General features: G+C 28.0%; 15 protein-coding genes and 2 pseudogenes. 5 read left to right on the forward strand and 12 right to left on the reverse strand.

Annotation, left to right across the window (positions count from 1 at the left end):
- Positions 1-9: 9 nt before the first annotated feature.
- The 8 genes and pseudogenes from rpsA to M9400_RS03295 all read right to left on the reverse strand — a co-directional run.
- Positions 10-1,701, reverse strand: coding sequence for a 30S ribosomal protein S1 (gene rpsA, locus M9400_RS02720; RefSeq protein WP_250232319.1), 1,692 nt, complete (start codon positions 1,699-1,701; stop codon positions 10-12).
- A gap of 75 nt (positions 1,702-1,776) precedes the next feature.
- On the reverse strand, positions 1,777-2,487 hold the full coding sequence (gene cmk / locus M9400_RS02725) for a (d)CMP kinase (protein ID WP_250244197.1): 711 nt from the start codon (positions 2,485-2,487) through the stop codon (positions 1,777-1,779).
- Between the two features lie 143 nt (positions 2,488-2,630).
- Positions 2,631-3,932, reverse strand: coding sequence for a 3-phosphoshikimate 1-carboxyvinyltransferase (gene aroA, locus M9400_RS02730; RefSeq protein WP_250232321.1), 1,302 nt, complete (start codon positions 3,930-3,932; stop codon positions 2,631-2,633).
- A gap of 138 nt (positions 3,933-4,070) precedes the next feature.
- Positions 4,071-5,162, reverse strand: a complete 1,092-nt coding sequence (gene serC, locus M9400_RS02735) for a 3-phosphoserine/phosphohydroxythreonine transaminase (protein WP_250232322.1) — start codon at positions 5,160-5,162, stop codon at positions 4,071-4,073.
- A gap of 278 nt (positions 5,163-5,440) precedes the next feature.
- Positions 5,441-6,727: a serine--tRNA ligase gene (gene serS / locus M9400_RS02740; RefSeq protein WP_250232323.1), complete on the reverse strand. Its 1,287-nt coding sequence runs from the start codon at positions 6,725-6,727 to the stop codon at positions 5,441-5,443.
- Between the two features lie 718 nt (positions 6,728-7,445).
- Positions 7,446-8,063 carry an outer membrane lipoprotein periplasmic chaperone LolA gene (lolA, locus tag M9400_RS02745; protein ID WP_250232324.1) on the reverse strand — a complete coding sequence of 206 codons (618 nt, stop codon included), beginning with the start codon at positions 8,061-8,063 and terminating at the stop codon, positions 7,446-7,448.
- Positions 8,064-8,224: 161 nt separating this feature from the next.
- Positions 8,225-9,409: pseudogene (locus M9400_RS03290) on the reverse strand (DNA translocase FtsK); the annotation flags it as partial.
- A gap of 762 nt (positions 9,410-10,171) precedes the next feature.
- A pseudogene (locus M9400_RS03295) lies at positions 10,172-10,654 on the reverse strand (DNA translocase FtsK 4TM domain-containing protein); the annotation flags it as partial.
- Between the two features lie 482 nt (positions 10,655-11,136).
- Here M9400_RS03295 and trxB point away from each other — a divergent pair.
- Together trxB and infA are read left to right on the forward strand one after the other, a co-directional pair.
- Positions 11,137-12,096 carry a thioredoxin-disulfide reductase gene (trxB, locus tag M9400_RS02755; RefSeq protein ID WP_250232326.1) on the forward strand — a complete coding sequence of 320 codons (960 nt, stop codon included), beginning with the start codon at positions 11,137-11,139 and terminating at the stop codon, positions 12,094-12,096.
- A gap of 270 nt (positions 12,097-12,366) precedes the next feature.
- Entirely contained in the window at positions 12,367-12,585 is a 219-nt protein-coding gene (gene infA, locus M9400_RS02760) for a translation initiation factor IF-1 (RefSeq protein WP_250232327.1), read from the forward strand.
- Between the two features lie 143 nt (positions 12,586-12,728).
- Here the strand turns inward: infA and M9400_RS02765 are convergent, their stop codons facing one another.
- A complete protein-coding gene (locus M9400_RS02765) occupies positions 12,729-14,882 on the reverse strand; it encodes a TonB-dependent receptor domain-containing protein (protein WP_250232328.1) in 2,154 nt (717 codons plus the stop codon).
- 646 nt (positions 14,883-15,528) lie between these two features.
- On the opposite strand from M9400_RS02765, the gene M9400_RS02770 reads away from it, so the two are divergent.
- Positions 15,529-16,164, forward strand: coding sequence for a winged helix-turn-helix domain-containing protein (locus tag M9400_RS02770; RefSeq protein WP_250232329.1), 636 nt, complete (start codon positions 15,529-15,531; stop codon positions 16,162-16,164).
- Positions 16,165-16,914: 750 nt separating this feature from the next.
- On the opposite strand, the gene M9400_RS02775 is transcribed toward M9400_RS02770, so the two are convergent.
- A complete protein-coding gene (locus M9400_RS02775; RefSeq protein WP_250232330.1) occupies positions 16,915-17,559 on the reverse strand; it encodes a transglycosylase SLT domain-containing protein in 645 nt (214 codons plus the stop codon).
- Positions 17,560-17,916: 357 nt separating this feature from the next.
- Entirely contained in the window at positions 17,917-18,333 is a 417-nt protein-coding gene (mntR, locus tag M9400_RS02780; RefSeq protein ID WP_250232331.1) for a manganese-binding transcriptional regulator MntR, read from the reverse strand.
- 764 nt (positions 18,334-19,097) lie between these two features.
- Here mntR and mnmA point away from each other — a divergent pair.
- Together mnmA and purB are read left to right on the forward strand one after the other, a co-directional pair.
- Positions 19,098-20,234, forward strand: coding sequence for a tRNA 2-thiouridine(34) synthase MnmA (gene mnmA, locus M9400_RS02785; protein WP_250232332.1), 1,137 nt, complete (start codon positions 19,098-19,100; stop codon positions 20,232-20,234).
- Between the two features lie 448 nt (positions 20,235-20,682).
- Positions 20,683-22,062 (forward strand): adenylosuccinate lyase, encoded by a 1,380-nt coding sequence (gene purB / locus M9400_RS02790; RefSeq protein WP_250232711.1) that lies wholly within the window; start codon positions 20,683-20,685, stop codon positions 22,060-22,062.
- A gap of 464 nt (positions 22,063-22,526) precedes the next feature.
- Here purB and M9400_RS02795 read toward each other — a convergent pair whose 3' ends face one another.
- Complete coding sequence (locus M9400_RS02795; RefSeq protein ID WP_250232333.1) at positions 22,527-23,765, reverse strand: FtsX-like permease family protein; 1,239 nt, start codon at positions 23,763-23,765, stop codon at positions 22,527-22,529.
- Between the last annotated feature and the right edge of the window lie 10 nt (positions 23,766-23,775).

The following is a 23,775-nucleotide window of genomic DNA, read 5'->3' on the forward strand; positions in this document are numbered from 1 at the left end:
ATATAATAATTATTCACTTTTAGTTGCTGCTTTAAATGCCTCTACCATAACATTAGAAAAATCTTTATCTTTCTCTTTTCTATGATGCCCAACAATATTTACTTCTGGTTGTTTATTTAAATCATGTATATGATATTCAGATAAAGTAACAACCCTATTTTTTCGGTCTACTCCATCTAATATTGCTTGTATATCATTTCCTACATGTAATGTAGCATACATTCTTTTATCAACAGACTTGTTATGTGATGCATCAGTCACACATAAATATCCAATTACAGAATTATCACCCAATGTTACAGTTATCCCCTTTTCATCTATAGAAATTATTCTTCCAGATACTATGCTCCCTTTTTTATGAACAACCAAATAGGTATTTAAAGGATCTTCTGTTAATTGCTTAACACCTAAAGAAATGCGTTCCCGTTCAGCATCTACTTGTAGGACCACAGCCATTATTTCATCACCTTTTTTATACTTATTTACAGCTTCTTCATTTGATAAATACCAAGAAATATCAGAAAGATGCACTAAACCATCAATACCTCCTTCTAATCCTATAAAAATTCCAAAATCAGTAATCGATTTTATTCTCCCCATAACTCGATCACCTCTGTTATAGGTATCTGAAAACTTCTGCCATGGATTAACTTTACATTGTTTTAATCCTAAAGAAATTCTTCGACGCTCCTCATCAATGTTTAACACCATCACTTCAACAGATTCCCCTATCGTTACTACCTTAGAAGGATGAATGTTTTTATTAGTCCAATCCATTTCAGATACATGCACCAATCCTTCTATTCCACCCTCAATTTCAATAAAACACCCATAATCAGTTAAATTCGTCACTTTTCCTATTAATTTATTTCCTTCTTGATAACGTTTAATAATTGCTGTCCATGGATCTGCACTCAATTGCTTCAGGCCTAAAGACACACGAATCCGTTCTCGATCAAATTTTAATACCTTGACAATAATTTCATCTCCAACATTTACTATATCGCTAGGATGTTTAACACGTTTCCATGCCATGTCAGTAATATGTAACAATCCATCTACTCCTCCTAGATCGATAAAAGCACCATAATCAGTTAAATTTTTAACTATCCCTTTAAGTTCTATTCCTTCACGTAATTTGTTTAACAATTGATCACGTTCAACACTATTTTCAGATTCAATCACAGCGCGACGAGATACTACAACATTATTACGTTTATGATCTAATTTAATTACTTTAAATTCAAACTCTTGTCCTTCCAAAAATGAAGCATCACGTATCGGTTTCACATCTACTAAAGAACCAGGAAGAAAAGCGCGCACCCCGTTTACTTCAACAGTGAACCCTCCTTTTACTTTACCGTTAATAATTCCCGTAACGGTAGTCATTTCTTGATATGCCTGTTCTAATAATAACCAAGATTCATAACGTTTAGCTTTTTCACGAGACAACACAGTCTCTCCAAATCCATCTTCTACCGCATCCAATGTAACATCAACATAATCACCCACTGAAACTTCTAATTCTCCTTGAGAATTATAAAATTGCTCGATAGGAATAGCAGATTCTGATTTTAATCCTGCATCGACTAACACAATATCTTTAGAAATAGAAACTACAACCCCACGAACAATAGATCCAGGACAAGTTTCTATTTTTTTTAAAGATTCTTCAAATAGCTGAGCAAATGATTCTGTCATCTTTATAATCTTCAACTTTTAATTAACATCCATCATGTATCCATTCTTGATGACGTTATAACAAATATCTCATCACTATCCTTGATTATGAGTAGTATTATATAGCACTGTTGATGATAATACTAGACTCTCTCTAATATACATAAGTACTTTAGCTTTTACTTCTTCTGCAGATAAATGAGTTGAATCTAACATCAATGAACCAATCGCGGGAATCAACGGTGCTAATTTTCGGTTATAGTCACGTTCGTCTCGTTCTCTTATTTGTGATAGTAAGTTTCTAAAATTAACATTAAAACTTTTTTTATGCAACTGATGCAACCTACGACTCTTTCTTTCCTTAAAAGAAGCATAAAGAAAAATTTTTAATTCTGCGTTCGGAAAAACTACTGTGCCCATATCACGTCCATCAGCAACAAGACCCGGATACTGACAAAATGTACGTTGATATGTTAACAAATTCTTACGTACTTGGGAAAAAGTAGCAATTTTAGATGCATAATTTCCTATATTTTCTGTAAAAATATTTTTTTTAACTTCCTTGCCATTAAATAATATTACAAATCTATTTTTATTATTTATAAAAGCTATTTGTATAGTATCAATAAGCACTGCTATTTTTTCTTCATGATTAATATCAATTTTATTTTCTAAAGCCACTAACGCTAAAATTCGATAAATAACTCCTGAATCTAATAAATTCCATCTAAGAATTTTTGCTAACCTTCTAGATAAAGTTCCTTTACCTACTCCACTTGGACCATCAATAGTAATAACCGGAAACATGTTGTTCACATACGATCTCCTTATAGCAAAAAATATTTATCATAATGAAATTGCATTTCATATATTTTAATAAAACTTAATAATCATAAATCCTAATATACATAAAATATTTTTATATATACACCCGTACACCATATAAAACATTACCGCAATATACTTATACTAGATAATTGCATAAAAAAATTAGGAAAAGTTTTATATGTACATTGAGGATCATGAATTACTATAGGAACATCTGATAATGCTGCTAAAGAAAAACACATCGCTATGCGATGATCGTTGTAAGTATTAATATAAGCCGATTTTATTTTAATTGGAGGAGTGATTTTTAAATAATCATAACCTTCCACTACTTTTGCCCCTATTTTCCTCAATTCAGTAGCCATCGCAGTCAGTCGATCACTTTCTTTAATTCTCCAATTATAAATATTACGTAATATTGTAGGACCGTTACTAACAAATAATGCGGTAGTAGCAAGAGTCATCGCTGCATCAGGAATATCATTAACATCTAAATCAACGGCATTAAGATCAGATCCACGAGTGCATTCGATATAATTATCGTTCCACGAAATCCTTGCTCCCATCCTTTCTAATATATTAGCAAAATAAATATCTCCCTGTTTACTATGTTTCCCAACACCTATAACTCGAACAGTCCCTCCTCTGATAGCTGAAGCTGCCAAAAAATAAGAAGCGCTCGAAGCATCTCCTTCCACTAAATAGTTTCCAGGTGATCGATATACTGTATTTCCTTTACAATAAAAAATACGATAATTCTCATCATGCTCTATATTGATCCCGAAATTTTTAATAAGAGACAAAGTAATATCAATATAAGGTCTGGATACTAATTCGCCTTTTACCTTAAGATAAGTATCTTGAGGAGCCAATGGAGCCATCATAAGAATAGATGATAAAAATTGACTAGAAATATTTCCTTGAATAGAAATTTCGCCTCCATAATATCCTCCACATAAACGCACGGGAGGATAATTATCTCGTTCCATATAATCAATATATGCTCCTCCTTGTCTTAAAGCCTCTACTAAATGCAAAATAGGCCTATCTTTCATACGAGGATGACCAGTAAGAATAACATTCTGTGGCTTTACAGACAATGCTGCAATAAGAGGTCTCATAGCAGTTCCAGCATTACCCAAAGATAAAACTAATTGATTATTGCTTTTTGCTTGCAGCGCGCCACCAATACCATTAATCTCACAATTTTTTCTATCACTTGACAGACGATACATTACCCCTAGCTCACGTAACGCATCTAACATACAACGTACATCATCACTATCCAATAAATTAATTAATTTAGTAGTACCTATAGATTGAGCTGCCAACAATAACGCTCGATTTGATATACTCTTGGAACCAGGAAGATAAACACTTCCCTGTATTTTCTTGATAGGAGCTAATTTAATAAAATTATTCACATTTAACCAACTTTTATTTATACAAAATTAGATTTAATTTAAAAAATTAATAGTTCGTTTATCGTTTGATAACAAGCATGTACACCAATTATATTAAACACATGATGCATTTGTGCAAAACATCTCTATACATCTAATTTAACTATATTTTTCAGAAAATAATTTCATAAATTCAACTAATTTTTGTACACCTTCTAATGTCATGGCGTTATATAATGATGCTCTCATACCTCCAACTATTCTATGTCCTTGTAGCCCACGTAATCCAAAACATGTTGACTCTTTTAAAAAAAGATCATTTAAATTATTATTTTTCAAAAAAAAAGGGACATTCATACAGGAACGATTAGATAAATTAACATTATTGTAATAAAAATCACTAGAATCAATAGCATTGTATAAGAAATCTGATTTTTCTTGATTACGTTCATTAATTTTTTTTAATCCTCCTTGCTTCTTTAACCATTTAAATATTAAACTAGCAATGTACCAAGACATAGTCACAGGTGTGTTAAACATTGAATAATTATCCGCTAAAATTTTATAATTCAAAATAGAAGGAATTTTTTTTCGATGAGGAATTTGCAATAAATCTTTTCTAATAATCACTACCGTTAAACCGGCTATACCAATGTTCTTTTGAGCCGCAGCATAAATTATACCAAAACGACTTATATTAATCGGACGCGATAATAGAGTTGAAGAACAATCTGCTATTACTATTTTATCAGAAAAATTTGGAGTTTCGTATATAGCTGTACCATCAATAGTTTCATTAGGACAATAATGTACATAAATACTATTTGTAGAAATATCCCATTTAGATATAGACTGAATATTATATAATCCATTTTTTTTATTAGACACATTAATTATACGTGGATCACAGTATTTTTTTGCTTCTATCGCTGCACTGTGTGCCCAATACCCAGTATTTATATAATCAACGTTGTCTGAAGATGTTTTCAATAAATTCATAGGAATCGCTGAAAATTGAGCTCGAGCTCCGCCATGACAAAACAGCACTTCATAAGTTTCTGGAATGTTGAGAAGATCACATATATCTTGTTTTGCGTTTTGCATTAATTGTAAAAATTCTGTGCTACGATGACTGATTTCCATCACAGATACACCCATGTTGTCCCAATTATATAATTCTTTTTTAACTTGTCTTAAGACTTGTTCTGGTAACGTCGATGGACCTGCACTAAAATTAAATATTTTATTCATATAATGAGTTATCAGAAATACTTAAATTAACAAAATAATATTCTTCACAATAAACTATCATAACAAACAATATCAAAAATATTTCCATTATAAATAGTTAATTACACTTTATATCTATATAACACATAAACATAATGCATATATTTAATTACTATTATACCTAAATCACCTAATTACCAATAACAAACAATATATACATATAATTTCCCAAGTTTTAATAAAAACAACAAAACATAAAATTTTTTAAAAATAGTTTTATAAATAAAGCAAAAGTCCATTTAATTAATGTGTGTTATCCCATTCATATACGGATACAATACTGAAGGAATCGCTATACGTCCATCTTCTAATTGATAATTTTCAAGCACTGCCGCTAATGCCCTACCTACTGCTACTCCAGAAGCGTTTAAAGTATGCAAAAATTTCGTTTTTCTATGAGTCTGTCCCCGATAGCGTGCTCTTATACGACGTGCTTGAAAATCTCCAACATTCGAACAAGAAGAAATTTCGCAATAAGTATTGCATGCTGGAAGCCATACTTCTAAATCATATGTTTTACAAGAAGAAAATCCAATATTCCCCGTACATAACAACATTTTTCTATATGGTAACTTAAGTAATTGTAAGACTTGTTCTGCATGACCAGTTATTTCTTCTAATATCTGCATAGATTTATCTGGATGAACTATCTGCACTAATTCAACTTTATCAAATTGATGCATTCTAATTAACCCACGAGTATTATGACCATATGAGCCGGCTTCAGAACGAAAACATGGAGTATGAGCAATCATCTTAATTGGTAATTCTTTTTCATCAAGAATTACGTCACGAACTAAATTTATTAACGGTACCTCAGCAGTAGGTATTAAGGTATAAGAATTAGTTTCAGATCCTACATGCTGAATGTGAAATAAATCTTCATAAAATTTTGGTAATTGACCTGAACCATATAAAGACATTTCATTTACTATATATGGCAAGTAATACTCCTCATACCCATGGGATTTAGTATGTAGATCTATCATAAATTGAGATAAAGCACGGTGTAAATGTGCTATTTGTCCTTTCATTACAACAAAACGCGACCCAGTTAACTTCGTTGCGTCAGAAAAACTCAAACCATTAGTTGACACACCCAATTTCATATGATCTTGTAATGGAAAATTATATTGCCCTGGTTCTCCCCACCGCATTATTTCTAAATTATCTTGATCACTAAATCCATAAGGTACTTGATCATCTGGAATATTTGGTAAAGACAATTCATACTGTCTAATTATTTTTTGTAATGTTTTATTTTCTAATTTAAGTGAAGTTAATTTTTTTCCTAAAACATATGCTTCTTGACATAAAAATTCTACATCCTCTCCACGCATCTTGGCTATGCCTATAATTTTAGCCTTAACTTTACGTTCAGTCTGTAAACTTTCAGTTTTTTTCTGCAAAATTTTACGCAAACTCTCTTGTTGACAAAATTTGTCAGTATCAAATATAAATTTTCTGCGAGCAAGTTTTTTGATAACTACATCAAGATTACTACGCAATAAATTAGGATCCAGCATATTTAACCCACACTATTTATTTCATCAGATATAAAAATATCCAATAGTTTATTTTTAATTACTACGATAAAAATCATCTACTTATTTACTCTGCGTATATAAAATGACACTATCTTTAATAAAAAATAATTTATTTATCAATTTTTACATATACGCTACGCACCATGATAACAATTAGTATTCTTTATTTAAAAAATTATCCTTTCTTATAAGAAAAATGTAATTTCTTTTAAATAAAGACATAAATTAAATATAAAACGATACATATTTTTACTTATAAATAATTCAGATTCTTTTACTACATATTCATTAAATAATAAATACATCAACATATAAAAATTTTACGCCACCACGTTGAGTAGTGGCGTAACTTATATCGCCTATTAATAACATAATATACAGAATAACCACGCACGATTAAGGTTTTAAATAAAACCTTGTACATATAAATATATATCACTAAACAAACTCTATTACTATAAATGCGCTAGATCATAAATTTTATATAATTTTTATTATAAATTGATAATGTTTAACTGATTACTAAAAGTAAATCACAAATTTTTTTGCATAATCTTAATATGTAAAACACGCCAAATTTTTATTAACTTAAGAATAAGATTCTACTTATACGTATCGCATACACTGTCAATCTTTATATAAAAAATAATAATTTTAGAATTATTGAACAAAATATTAATTTATTAATTAATACATATTATTCTCTTTGCTCGTCTAATTGAATATCTTTAGAAACATCAAAATAAAATTTTTTTATATCAATTGTATTATTATTTTGATCTAACAAATAATAATCTACATATTGGTCTTTTTTTTCAAACACACTAAACTGTTCAATTGTACCACAGTCAGTTATTTTAACTCTAAATTCTTGTAAATTACAATTATCACGTATCGGTATTAAATAAAAAAATTCTCCTTGCTGAATGACATTATAATTATCCCATTTATACGCGTTGTTATCAGAAAATAACATAAAAAAAATATTATCAGAAAAATTCTGTAACCAATACGCAGTAACTTGTTTAATAAAAGGAATATAAAACCAAAGTGTTTTTCCGTCAGAAATTAAAAAATTTTCTTCAGGAGATATCATATGCCAATGAAATAGATTAGGGCGCTTTACCCATAGTTCTCCATAAGCCTCTAACAATATGTCATTGTTAGCACTAATAACTTTTTGAGTAAACCGTGCATAAAAATCATTTATTTTTTTAAGACGATTTCGCAATGTAATAACAGATGTATCATCAGATATTGCTGGCATCATGATAATAATACTTAAAAAAACAGCATATATTACTTGATTAATCATATTTAATTAATTAAATACCCACGATTAATATACACCACATATATTACAATATAATACAGCATAACATGTGTATGTTGATTACGTTTATATAACAATTCCACATATATAATAATAATATGATCTTTTAGTATACTAAAAGATCATAAATCAGCCGTTTGGTTTTTCCAAAAATTGGCTACCGCATATATTTCTTGATCTTCTATAAATGCACCATGCACTCGGGTGGATATAGAAGAATCAGGCCCTAAATACAACATATCACCTATACCTAACAATGATTCTGCTCCAGACTGACCAAGAATAGTATGAGAATCTATTTTGCTCGACACGGTAAAAGCTATACGTGCTGGAATATTTGCTTTAATCAATCCAGTAATCACATCTACTGATGGTCTTTGTGTCGCCAATATTACATGAATTCCAGCGGCACGAGCTTTTTGTGTTAGACGAATCACTAGCTCTTCTACTTTTTTTGTCATTGCTATCAAATCTGAAAATTCATCTACAATAATCACAATATAAGGTAATTTTTCCAAAACATCAGAAAAAGTTGCTATCTTATCATTAATAAATTTGCTTACAGTGTCATATTTAGTATATTTACTAGAATAAAACTGTTCTATACGTTTATTATAATTTTCTAAATTCCGTACACCAATCATAGCCATCAGCTTATAACGGCGCTCCATTTCTTTTATACACCATTGTAATGCTTCATAAACTTCTTTCGCATCAGTAATAACCTGTTTTAAAAGATGAGGAATACCTGTATATATAGATAACTCTAAAATTTTAGGATCAATCATAATAAAACATACTTCTTCTGGCATTGCCTTATATAAAATACTAATAATCATAGTATTAATTCCCACAGACTTACCTGATCCAGTAGTTCCAGCAACTAATAAATGGGGCATAGATTTCAAATCTACGATCATAGGGTGTCCGGATATATCTGTACCCAAAACTAACGGTAATAAAGTGCTAGTATTCCTAAATTGCTCTGAACTTATTATATTCCCCAAATGTACTATACTGCGCTTTTTATTAGGTATTTCTAAACCAACATATGGAGTGCCAGGAATTATCTCTACGACCCTAACAGAAGCTGTATATAAAACACGTGCTAAGTCACGTGATAAATTAACAACTCTTGAAGATTTTACGCCTGGTGATAAATTTAATTCAAATCGAGTAATTACTGGACCAGGAATAATATTAGCTACATTTGCTGTAATATGATACTCTGCTAACTTGGATTCCAACAATTGAGAAATTTTTTTTAATTCCAATAAATTCGTATTTTTATCTGATTTAGATGTAGTTAACAAATTTATATCTGGAAGCATAAAAACTCGTTTGTCATGATATAATTTTCTCCGTGCCATTGATGCTCCTGTATATTCAAACAAAGATATATGTCGCATTGTATCTTTATTAACAAACGTAGGTTTTTTTATGTTCTGATTATTTTTTATATCAATATGTACCATATCTGAATTTTGTACCGATGCTACATTATTTTTTTGTTCTCTTTCTTCAATAGAACACATTTTAAAATTGTTCAAAACCTGATCGCTATATTTATTAATTCTTACAGAACAACTTTTTCGCGCAAAAAAAATACTATTTATATATTTTTTTACATAGTACGTGCGGCTTACTTTATTTATACGTAATTTAAAGCAAGATAATAGATTCTCAATCAAATTGAAATTTGAGATAAATATTTTCATTAGTGCAATATATCTTTTTTTGAAAAAATTGTTTTTTAGAACAGGATTAAATTGTTTAATAGATCTATTAATATTTTCAGATACATTAGGGATGATATGTATATTTAATAAATGATTTACCGGTTTTTTTTTGAAAAAATTGGGTTCTTGTATAGAAGAAAAAACTGATGGGCATACACGCTTCTTAATACATAATTGTCTATAATTAAATTCCTGTCTACAGTTTTTTTCATAACAAACTAATACTCTTAAATAAGCTGCAAAAAAAGATAATTGATTTTTAATAGTTTTGGTAATCACCTTAAAAAATAGATTAAAAAAAACTTTAACATCAATGATTCCAATCAAAAAAAGCAAAATAAGACCAATATGATAAGTTATTTTTTTGTAAGATAAAATAAAATCACATACTATACTTCCTACTATACCTCCAGAAGAAAAATAAAAAAGATCAGCAACAATCAAATTAGTTAATCCACAACACACACATAATAATATTAATATCCCTATTAATTTAAAGAAAAACACAAAAATAGTAACACAAATCTCCTGTGCATACACCTTCCAAATATAAAATAATATAAACAACGGGATCATATAAGCTGGAACACCAAAAACAAAAAATAAAAAATCAGAAAGTTTTGCTCCCAATATACCTCCAAGGTTATGTATTGACCCATCCCATATAGTCTGTAACCATCCAGGATCTGAGGGATCAAAACTGATTAATATTATAATTAAATATAACACAATTACACTTACGCTAATAAATATAAAATTAATCACCAAAATATCTCTTCTGTTACTTAAAAAGTCGCCAATATATGTTAATAGTGATTTGTATATATTTAACATTTTTATTAAATTTAGAAAAATAATCTTTTAATTCGTATAAAAATTTAATATTTAGTAAATATATATACAATATACTAATTTATACAAATTATAAAAAATATAATTAGTTTGCTATATTATTTAAACACTACATACGGCATATTTAACAAACATTCATATCTTAAATAAAAATTAAAAGTATTTTCAATTTTTTACAAAAAACTTGCCATATTATATATGTCATCTTATAATGTATTATATAGTATATGCATTGCAGATAGTTATAGAAGTTTTTATGTGAAGAAAAAACATAGTTTTTTATGGCCTTTTTAACTTATTTAAAAATTAAAATTATCTAGCCACATGTCAGAATTATTGTTGGTATATTGTTATTAGCCGTAAAATTTAAAAAATTTGATATTTTAAGAGTTGTAAATGTACTGCATACAATATAAGTAAAGCAGCAATCAAATAAAATTAGTGAACTATATAAGGTACATCACATGACGATAATTAAAAAACATTGCAAATTACTTATATTGGGAACAGGTCCTGCTGGATATACCGCAGCTATCTATGCGGCTCGAGCTAATTTAAATCCTGTGTTAATCACTGGATTAGAAATAGGAGGGCAACTAAACACTACTACAGACATAGAAAATTGGCCTGGAGATCCTAAAAATCTTACTGGACCTATATTAATGAATCGTATGAATGCACATGCCATTCATTTACACACCGAGATAATTCCTGACCATATCATTAAAGTAAATTTTAGGCAATATCCTTTTTATTTATGCGGAAACATGTATGAATATACATGTGATTCCTTAATCATAAGTACAGGAGGATCTGCTCGCGCCCTTAACATTCCTTCTGAAGAAAAATATAGAGGTAAAGGCGTGTCTTCATGTGCTACATGTGATGGATTTTTTTTTAAAAAACAAATTGTTGCAGTTATTGGTGGTGGCAATACAGCAGTAGAGGAAAGTTTGTATTTATCTAATATTGCCGATGAAATTCATCTTGTTCATCGTCGTAGTCAGTTTAGAGCAGAAAAAATATTAATTAGCAGACTTATGAACAAAGTGGAAAATGGTAATATTTTTTTACACCTCAATCATGTTGTTGAAGAAATACTGGGTGATGGTACAAATGTTACTGGATTACGTTTAACAAATATGATGCAACAAGATAAAAAACTCACAATAACTGTTCAAGGTGTATTCATTGCTATTGGGTATAATCCAAACACTTCTATATTCGGCGATCAACTCATATTGAATAATGGATATATTCATGTACAGTCTGGTACTAATGGTAACACAACAGCTACTTCTATCCCAGGAATATTTGCTGCAGGAGACGTAATGGATCACAGCTATCGTCAAGCAATTACCGCAGCCGGATCTGGTTGTATGGCTGCAATGGATGCTGAACGATACTTATCTACTATCAATTAAGATCAACTTAAAATCATAATAAATAAAAATCATCACACAACCGCCTATTAATCACAAACAAAATACATCGTATCATACTCTTATTTATCAGTAAAATACTGTCATTATAATAACACAACCACAGTAATAATACCGTTATCAAGGATGATACATAAAGAATAACTATTTTTACAATTTTTAGATATAAAATGTTAATTGGCGTATAGCACTTGATTAGCCAATATCTTATGATAAGATTTCAGATTATCATTTAATTTCATAGAGAACCTAATGACAAAAGAAGATAATTTCGAAATGCATGGTGTCGTATTAGACACTTTACCTAATACAATGTTTCGTGTAGAACTAGAAAACGGACACGTCATTGTAGCACATATCTCTGGAAAAATAAGAAAAAATTACATTCGAATACTAACAGGAGATAAAGTAACTGTTGAACTTACACCATATGATTTGAGTAAAGGAAGAATTATTTTTCGTAGCAGATAATAGTAACACTGTAAATAAAAATTTTTTACATACGTATTCAAGAAAATAATAATATAATTTTTTATGTATAAAACACTAATCAATTTTAAATATTGACTCACATTGACTTTGTCAATATAAAAAAGATTTTTTACATTTTTTATTTATAGCGCTATCCCCAATTTAACCCACCAAATACGTCCTGGTTCATACATTAATGTTCCGGTAGGATATCCAAACCGTTTATGTATATACAAATTAAAATATTCCCTATAATGATGATTCAACAAATTATCTACGCCAATACTCAATTTGTAAAATCGAGAGTTAGTCCACGCTAAATGTGTAGATAATGTTCCAAATCCTGAAGTATTATAATTTTCACGCGTATGCAATAACATATTCTTGGAAGTAACAGAGGCTGGAGAAAGAAATAAATTATTAGATTGTGGAAATACAAATCTCCACACAGCAGTAACACTGCAACATCCTTTTATCCATTGACATATTACTCTACCTTCCAATGGAGGAATTTTAGGTAAAGAACAATTATTATCTACATTTGCGCCCCAAGACCATGACACATTACTTTCGGTTCGCCAATAATCATTAAATTGATAATTTAATCCTACTTCAGTTCCACATATCTTAGCATTAATGTTTTCTGTATGATTAATACCACCATCATATGATATATGATCATTATAATAACTACATAAAATAAAATCTTTAACATATCCAGCATAAGACGATATCCATCCACTTGTTTGTAGATGTTGAAAATTAGCTCCTATATCTATCTGAACGACCTTCTCAGGTTTTAGTTCTAAAACATTTTCTATACTGCTATTAATATTCTGACTAAATCTACTAGAAAATAACTCCCAATAATCAGGAAAACGAAAACTTGTTCCTACACCAACATAATACGATAACAACGGATTAACATTATCCTCATAGCGTACAAATCCCGCAGGGTATATAATACTATACCGTTTGTACTTAGAAAAATTATTAAAATTAACTACACTGTATTCCAGTCGCGTACCTCCAACAAATCTTTTACTTGATAATGAATTCGCAATTAATTCAGTAAATATACCAATATCTTGAGACACAATATCTTTATCCCAATTAAAACGAGATTTTACGTGTTCTCTGTGTTTATTAACTTGCATATCTACTCCACTATAACATTTAATGTTGTCCCATTGTGTTGTCGCAATACCTCGAACACCCCATATTAATCGATCAACATTATTTTCGATATCATTACTAAAACCACAACACTTTTTAAAAGATAATCTTATAACACTAGGTAAAGTATCAGCCATAGTATGGCTTACATAATTATGCCAAGCTTGAAACTCAATTTTATCTAATTTTTTAATCATGTCTGTAGTTTCTACTTTCATTCCATAACTTTCTCTAGCAAAACATAACCCATCCATAGATCTAACAGCATACTTTGCATTACCATTACCTTGCCCTAAACTAATCTCTAAATGTGTATCTTCGCTTACATTTAAAGACAAAATTGCATCAGCGTTCCATTTATACCATGCAGAATATACTCTATGTTTATGGCCATCATAATAATCGTCTGACTGAGAAATATTACCTATTAATCTAAGATAGCCGTATTTACTTCCTATAATACTATCTATATTTTTATCTATTTTGTTGTTTGATCCAATCATTACATTACTGCGCAATTTAATTTTTGATTCATCAAAACAAGGATGATACCGTTCGAATTGCAATGTAGCTCCAGATGCTACAGGACCCCATAGTACCGTCTGTGGGCCTTTAATAACATTCAAAATATCAAAAGTTTCTGGAGAAATATAAGCACTAATAGGATCCATATGAGAAAAACAAGCACCAAGTATTTCGCCGTTATCCATTAAAATACGTATCCGAGATCCAAACATCCCACGAAAAACTGGTTCATTATTAACTCCTCCGTTACGAATAGCAGTAAACCCTGCAATATTTTTTAAATAATCAGCTACATCAGTTACGTACAATGATTGCGACGATCTTGCAGGAGAAGCGGTAAAAATTAATGGAGAATTTTTTAATGAAATAATAGTCATTATCTCATCACGTATTTTTACTTGATGAGATAATGTGGGTAATCTTTGTATATCATCGGATACTGATATTAAGGTATCTTTAGATCTATTCCCAATAGGCATATCATTCAAATTAGCTTGAGAGTTATTAAGAGTAATCATGATTACATCAAAACATATCAAAAATAACATTTTATAAATTAATGTTCTAAGATTATAGAAAAATATGCTATATATCATATATACTCACAGCTATTAAATGATTTTTAAAAACACTAATATAACAACTGCAACATGCATGCTACAACTTAACATTATTCGGTAAAACACTAGGTAAATCAATAATACAAAACTATATTAATTCGAACACATATCTCTCATCATACAAGCATACTATTTTTAAATTACTTCAACTATCATAATACTTGAAAATAATCATTATGCACGCATATAACCATGTAAATTAAAATACTATCCTAAGATAAATAAAACCTAAATACTCGCTATATTACAATTGACTAAAAATTTTAATGCATACATATTGTTTAATTTAATATCAGAATTAATTAAATAACTTTTATATCGTCGATATGTATCGATACACAATAATATCATATGTATATTATTATTAAGTAATATACATGTACTAATGTACTGGACTTTTATAGCATATTATTATATTATTTGAAAATAGATTATGAAAATGTTAAAAGATATAATCTTATTATTAACATAATGTTAATAATAAATTTTAATAATAAAAATACTGTTTTGTAATCTTTATATATATTGATTAAAGAATAAAAAATGCTATTATTTTAGATTATATATAAACAGCTGACATAAACGTTGCTTAATCCATATACACTTCATATGAAGTAACTAAATGAAATATGTCGTTCAATCAACTATAATATTTGATACTGCAGAATATATTTTAACATCATTAACTGACTCTAACACATCAGTAAAGTTATCTAATTCTGCGGGAAGAGTATTAGAAGAACTTATTAGACAACGAAATATTGATTCCAACACTCCAGTCACTCGGGATCATTTATTTTCAATAGTATGGAGAGCTTATGGACTTGAGCCATCTAACGGAAACTTAAACCAACAAATTAGTTTAATACGAAAAACTCTAACCTCTTTTGGATTAGATCCTTCATCTGTTATAACTGTACCTAAACGAGGATTAAAACTAAACAGCCAATTAACTATAGAAAAAATAAATGAAGAAGCCCCATGCTTATCTTCTACTATACATAAAACTATAGATAAAAACAATAACTTACCATTTTCCGCTTTACTAAATATAAAAACTCATATAAAATATATGATGACTATGACAGCAATAATCACAATCCTATTCAGTATTGGCTTTTTTTATTTATATACCAGAAAAGACCATATAAAATTATATTGTTGCAAAGAAATAAACTCATGTAATGTTTGTACTTTTAATTCAGAACCAGGATTAGATTGCAATGGCTGTACTATACAATGTACTGAAATGGCATAGTATAATCACAGATATAGATTAATTTATAAAGACTTAATTCTAAGTTACTAATTAGTTGATCTAATACCATAAAATATAGAACCCATAATGTATTTTAATAACTAAATTTAACGTTAAAACCGTTGTATACTAATACTTACTAGTGTTAGTCTAAGACTTTGTAAGTCTGCTTATATACATTTCCTCTAATTAAACGACTATTTAATAAAATTCCTATTTATACATATCATAAAAAATTAATCAAATTACAGCTAGTCCTCCCTTTTTATTAAAATTTAAAAATATCAATATATAATTAATAATCATTATTACAAACAATATTATTTTTTATAAAAAATAATGTTTCAAATATTTAATTGAAATTAACTAATCATGAAATATATATCGCGAAATCACAATCTTTATATTTAATATAATTAAACCACAATAAACTCAATATACATACTACAATTTTAAAATCTCTACCGAGAGACCAATAATCTTATTTATCTAACTTACATATAGTTTTTTTATATTCATAACAATTTTTTTAATTAAATAATATAATAGATCATTGTTATATTTATAATATTATTTTATCCCATGGCTTTATAAACTAATATAGTTCCTAACAATCAAGCATCATTTAAATTTCTTTTTATTATTTAATACAAATATAATGATTGTAGCAAAAATATATCGATATATACCTAAATTTAGAAAAAATTAATTTATAAAAAATAAAGCATTAATTATAAATTAAATCTATGATTAATCCTGATTAATATAAATAGAGTTAACTTTAGATAAATAACGTTGTGCCTGAACGGATGGATGATGGGATTGTATGTATTGGTAAAACTGATCTGGAGTAAGCTTATTTATTTTTTCAATGGCATAACTACGATCTATAGCAAATGTTTTTAACAACGCACTTAAACCATTTACGTAAGCAACAATAACAGCGTAACGTCTAGTTCTTGAATTAATAATACCTTCTAATTGTTTTTGCAATATAGATAAATAAGCAGTACCAAGATCAATATTAACAACAGCATTTTTTAATTCATGAACACTAGGTTCTCCCTTCCATCCTTTTAAACGATAAGCATCTCTTCCTGCAGTATCTGCTTTGAGCTGCATTAATCCCACCGCATTAGATTTACTAATCACAGTAGGATCATAATTAGATTCCACTTGAATAATAGCTTTTACTAAAGACGCATCTACTCCATAATTAATAGCACAACGATGAATACAATCATTATATATTGACGATATAACTTGTTTTGAGGAATCAATCTCTTTGCATCTTAAATTAGTAGATGATGTACGTATATTATTTTCTTTATTATTTTGTTGTACACAAGTTGTCAGCAGCAAAATAATAATTAAACATATTATATATATCTTCATAATTTTATGATTTTTACAATCAAATATATATATTATATATACATAATATTACGAAACAAAACACTGTTTTATGTTTTAAAAATCAGTTGCCTATAATACCAAAATACATTTAAACAAAATATATAAAAAATACATATTATCAAATTAAACAATGACTCATTATCTACAATAAAATTAGTAAAATATTGCTTTATTATATATCAGCAGAAAACATCTCATTTGTTACGGAGATAGTACATCTATAAGTTAGATATGTTAAAAAACAAATGTAAATACTACATGATTCTCACATATTTTGATAAATTTTAACAACACACATTACACGACGAATAACTTAATGAATACATACATATTTAATTATTTATTAAATCGTTTAGAAAACTGCCTAAATGCTAATAATGTCTCATTACTGACATGATGTTCAATACCTTCTGAATCTCTTTGAGCAGTTTTTTTATTAATACCCAAATCCATTAGAAACGTTCTTACAATTTCATGTCGTATATGATTTTCATCAGCTAATCGTCTTCCTTGTTCTGTTAACAATACTCTACGGTAACGTTTATGTTCAATTAATGAATAAGCAATCAATTTCTTTAGCATTTTTGCTACTGTTGGTTGTGTTACTCCCAATCGTAAAGCTAAATCTACCTGACGCGCTTCTCCACATTCTTGAATTAAGTCTGAAATCAACTCAATATAATCATCAATAAGCTCACGGCGATGTGCTGCTCTGACCTGGATAAATCCTTGTAAATTATCTACTTTTTTCATAAAAATTTTAAATTACTGGGAAATATCTTTATATTATTTTTAGTTATAAAAAATATATCATGCTACCTTAATAAATAATAAACCTTATCAATAGGTGTAGAATATAATTCATCTTCAAAAAATAATATTCTTACCATTATGCTATTTTTATTTTAATACATAAATACAACTCACATTATAATACTCTATATTTATGAAATAAAATATATTAAATAATCTATATACTATAAATATAAAGATATAACAAACATATAAAAAATTAACCAACACAGCACCCGCCTGAATAAAAATAAAATTATTTACGCTGATCCCTAATCATTACATATATTTTTAACGACTAATTGTGTTTAAAAGTTACATAAATCTATCGTACTTTATCTGTATAACTAATAAAATAATAGTACTCAACTTGAGCTAGCAAAATAAATAAATTATCTGATAATATATCTTAAATAACACTGTTGTTATCGTAATAAAATATAAATAAATATTACGATATTCATATTGCATATAAATAAAAATACTTTTTCTAAAAAATATATCTTTAAATATTTAAATCATAAATAGTATAAATTATTTAATATATTGTTACTAATATATATATTTATATCGTCACGTTTTTGTAAATATAAAATTTGCTATGCAACAAAATTTATAATACTATCCATTTAGCTTTTATAATAAAATGACTAAAATAATATATTTTCTTTAATATTAAATCGTGCATATACAAATAATTTAGATTTTATCTAATCATAAATATTATGTTACATACCCATCGTAAAAAAAAAGTGATCGTTGGCATGTCTGGAGGGGTTGATTCTTCCGTATCCGCGTGGATATTATTACAACAAGGATATGAAGTAGAAGGATTATTTATGAAAAATTGGGAAGATGATGACAGCAATGAAAATTGCGCATCAGCATCTGATTTATCAGATGCTCATTCTGTCTGTAATCACTTGGGTATATACTTACACACTGTAAATTTTTCTAAAGAATATTGGGAAAATGTATTTCAAGTGTTTTTGCAAGAATACAGAATTGGCCGCACTCCTAATCCTGATATACTCTGTAATAAAGAAATTAAATTCAAATGTTTTTTAGAATTTGCGCTCAAAGATTTAGACGCAGATTTTATTGCAACTGGACATTACGTACGCCGTATTGATACTAATCAAGGAACTTGTCTAATGCGTGGTTTAGACAAAAATAAAGATCAAAGTTATTTTCTGTATACACTTAGTCACACAAAACTTAAACAATGTTTGTTTCCCATAGGAATATTAAATAAGTCACAAGTTAGAAGTATCGCTCAGGAATTAAACTTAATTACAGCAAATAAAAAAAACTCCACTGGTATTTGTTTCATTGGCAAACGAAAATTTATAAATTTTATTAGTAATTACATACCAATACAACCAGGAATGATAATTAATGTAAATGGAGATAAAATTGGCACACATCAAGGAGTATCATTTTATACCTTGGGACAAAGAAAAGGATTAAATATAGGTGGAATCAAACGAGGAAATGGGAAACCATGGTACGTAATAGACAAAGATATAAAAAATAATACGTTAATCGCAGCACAAGAACACCATCATCCGCTTCTTATGTCTGCTGAGTTCATCGCTAAACAAGTGCAATGGATAAAAAGAAATATGCTTAAATCACCGTTACATTGTACAGTAAAAACTAGATACAGACATCCAGATGTCCAATGCTATATATATCCAATTTTTAACAACAATCTCAAAGTTATTTTAAAAAATCCAATATCGGCAATTACACCAGGGCAATCAGCAGTGTTTTACTCACACGAAAATTGTTTAGGCGGAGGAATTATTGAAAAAGCTATCCCTTATAACTACTTAAGATCTAAAAATTATTACTCCTGAATAAACACAAACAATACCAATTAAAAATCTTAATTTCATATCAATAAACATATTTAATTCTACCACAATTATAAAAAACTAAATAATTATCATATTTCATACTTAATTTCATTATAAATGCATAAATATTGTAGATATTTCTAATGTTTATCTAAAAATAAAATTATTTAAACACGAACATTAACAGCTCCACTCATATAAATTTATTGACAATCGATCCTTATGACTATAATCAATTACAATTTTTTTATAATTATTTGATACATTTTTAATATTAATGATATTATTCACATAATCACTCATAATTATAAAAATACAGTTTTTCATATAAATATATATGTAAAAGATCTATAAAATATGCATGTTCTTTTTTATAAAGAATTCAACTTTTAAAAATAATACAAATTATAAGCCTTTCATTAATTTCATTTTAATAGGAAAAAAAGTGATAAAATTGTCACCCTTAACTGTAGTATCACCTATCGATGGTCGTTACTATAAACAAACTGATTCCTTGCGTGGTATTTTTAGTGAGTTCAGTTTATTAAAATTTCGAGTGCAAATCGAAATCTGTTGGTTACAAAAACTAGCTCACACAATAGCTATTAAAGAAATATCTCCCTTTACACAAACCGAACATGAGTTTTTAAATAAATTAGTGATTGATTTTAATATCAAAGATGCAGAACGTATTAAAGAAATAGAACAAATTATTAAACATGATATCAAAGCAATAGAGTATTTTTTAAAAGAAAAAATAAGTATATTACCCAATTTAAAAAAAATAAGTGAATTTATTCATTTTGCTTGCACTTCAGATGATATTAACAATCTTGCGTATGGATTAATGCTTTCTAATGCTAGAAAAACTGTTTTATTACCTATTTGGAAACAAATTATTAATGAGATCAAAAAAATGAGCATTAATTATAAAGATATTCCTTTATTGTCTAGAACTCATGGACAACCTGCTACTCCTTCTACTATTGGAAAAGAAATGGCTAATATTGCATATCGACTAATACGTCAATTTAATCAATTAAAATCAATAAAAATTTTAGGTAAAATGAATGGCGCCGTAGGAAATTACAATGCTCATACAGTAGCATACCCAGAAATAAATTGGCGTAAATTCAGCAAAGAATTTGTTACATCTTTAGGAATTGAATATAACCCGTATACAACACAAATAGAGCCACATGACTATATTGCTGAATTATCCGACTGTATTACACGATTCAATACAATCTTAATAAATTTTAATAGAGATATATGGGGTTATATTTCACTCAACTATTTCAAACAACGCAATAACGAAATTTCAATTGGATCTTCTACTATGCCACACAAAGTAAATCCTATAGATTTCGAAAATTCTGAAGGAAACCTAGGATTAGCAAATGCCATATTTAATCATTTTTCTGCCAAGTTACCAATATCACGTTGGCAACGCGATTTAAGCGATTCTACCGTCTTAAGAAGCTTAGGAGTGGCTATAGGATATGCTTTAATCGCCTACCATAGCGTACTAAAAGGTATAAAAACATTGATAGTTAATAAAGAATACGTATTAAGTGAATTAAATAAACATTGGATAATATTAAGCGAAGCTATTCAAACAGTTATGAGACGACATAATATTCATAAATCTTATGAAGATACAAAAAAATTTATCGGCAATACAGATATTAATCCTGAAAAAATAAAAATTTTTATCGAATCATTGCCATTACCAACAACAGAAAAAATACGCTTACAAAAAATAACTCCAACTGATTATATAGGTTTAGCAGCAGAAATGGCAAAAGAAATTGATAATATAACATAATTATGTTATATTATCAATTTGATAGATCAATATTCCGTCATTTTCACTTATATTAACATGTCCCGCCGAAGATAAAATCGATCATTTTACCGTTTATCTAATACAACTATTATATTTATTCTATAGCAGATAGATGTAATAAAATAAAAATAAATATTAATATTGGTAACTACACATTTAATTAAATTTACAAAATATGGTCTACGACATTAGACTAAATGTCGTAATTTTCATTCCATAAAATAATTTTTTATAAAAAATTATTCACGTAATTATGAATATGAATATGAAATATTATTCAATGCAATATAATATAAATATTAAGGTTGTCAAATTATCAATATTAACAACATACATTCTATTATCTATAATGGACATTCATGTTTTATTTATAGCTCAACTATATTATTAAACAGATTATTATAAATTTTGTGCTCTATAAAAAAGATCACAATTGTAATTTCTCATTTTAACATTTTGTATAAATCAACTTTTTTTGTTTTTAAAACCGTATACCAACTAGTAACTACCCCGAGTAATAATGTTATGCCTAAAACCGATAATATATCCCACCCATTTATTTTAACAGGTAAAAAATTAATAAAATAGATTCCTTTTGATAAAATCTTATTTCCAATCAAATCGTTACAAATTGCAATCAAACTTGTTAACTTAAAAGAAGTAAAAACACCTAATCCAGTACCTACAACACCAGAAATAATATAAATAATCAATCCATACCAAAAAAATATACGTCGAATTAAAATATTTTGACCTCCTAATGCATAAATTAGTGCAATATCGTAATTTTTATCTTTTATTGACAAAATAAGCGTAGCAATTACATTAAAACAGGATATACTCATTATTAATATCATTGATAAATATACAATTACACGAACCATTTGAATATCTCTATAAATGTACCCATAAGTATCCATCCAGCTTCTTACATAAACCTGATGGTTAAGTATTTTTTCAATTTTACATACTATTCTATTAGCAGAAAAAATATCATTAATTTTAATAGCTATACCTGTAATATCCGATGTTTTATGATATAAATGCTGCGCATCCAATAAAGACATGATAGCGATATTGTAATCCAATTGACTATTCAAATTTAATATGCCGGCTACTTGTAAACGAACTTTTTTAGATGATAATAATTTGTTATCCATACGAAAATTATGAGCAATTAAAATAGTGATCCAATCACCTACCTTAATTCCTAGTGTATCCGATATTCCTTTCCCTAAAATAATCTGTTCCGTATTTTCACAAAAATATTTCCAAGAAAAATCTTTCTCTATAAAATAGGATAAGGTATTTTCATCTACATTTTTTGTTAAATTTATACTTCTAACATAAACCACGTGCCATTTATTATTAAATTCAATAACTCCAGAAAAATTAATATAAGGATTTATACAAATAATTTCTGGAATTTGACGAATACGCTTCGAAACCGTCGACCAATCAATAAATGACGTATTGACTGGTTCAATTTCTACATGTGGAACAATCGCCAAAATACGATGACTTAATTCATATTTAAATCCATTAATTGTGCTCAATGCAATTATAGATATTGCTACTCCTATAGTAATGCTAATGATAGAAATTAAAGATACTAAGGATATTAGAACATTATTATTCGAACCTAAATGAAATTTTAAAGCAATTTGTAGAGATAATATCATTTTTAAACAA

The sequence above is a fragment of the Blochmannia endosymbiont of Camponotus sp. genome (assembly GCF_023586085.1).
Taxonomy (GTDB): Bacteria; Pseudomonadota; Gammaproteobacteria; order Enterobacterales; family Enterobacteriaceae; genus Blochmanniella.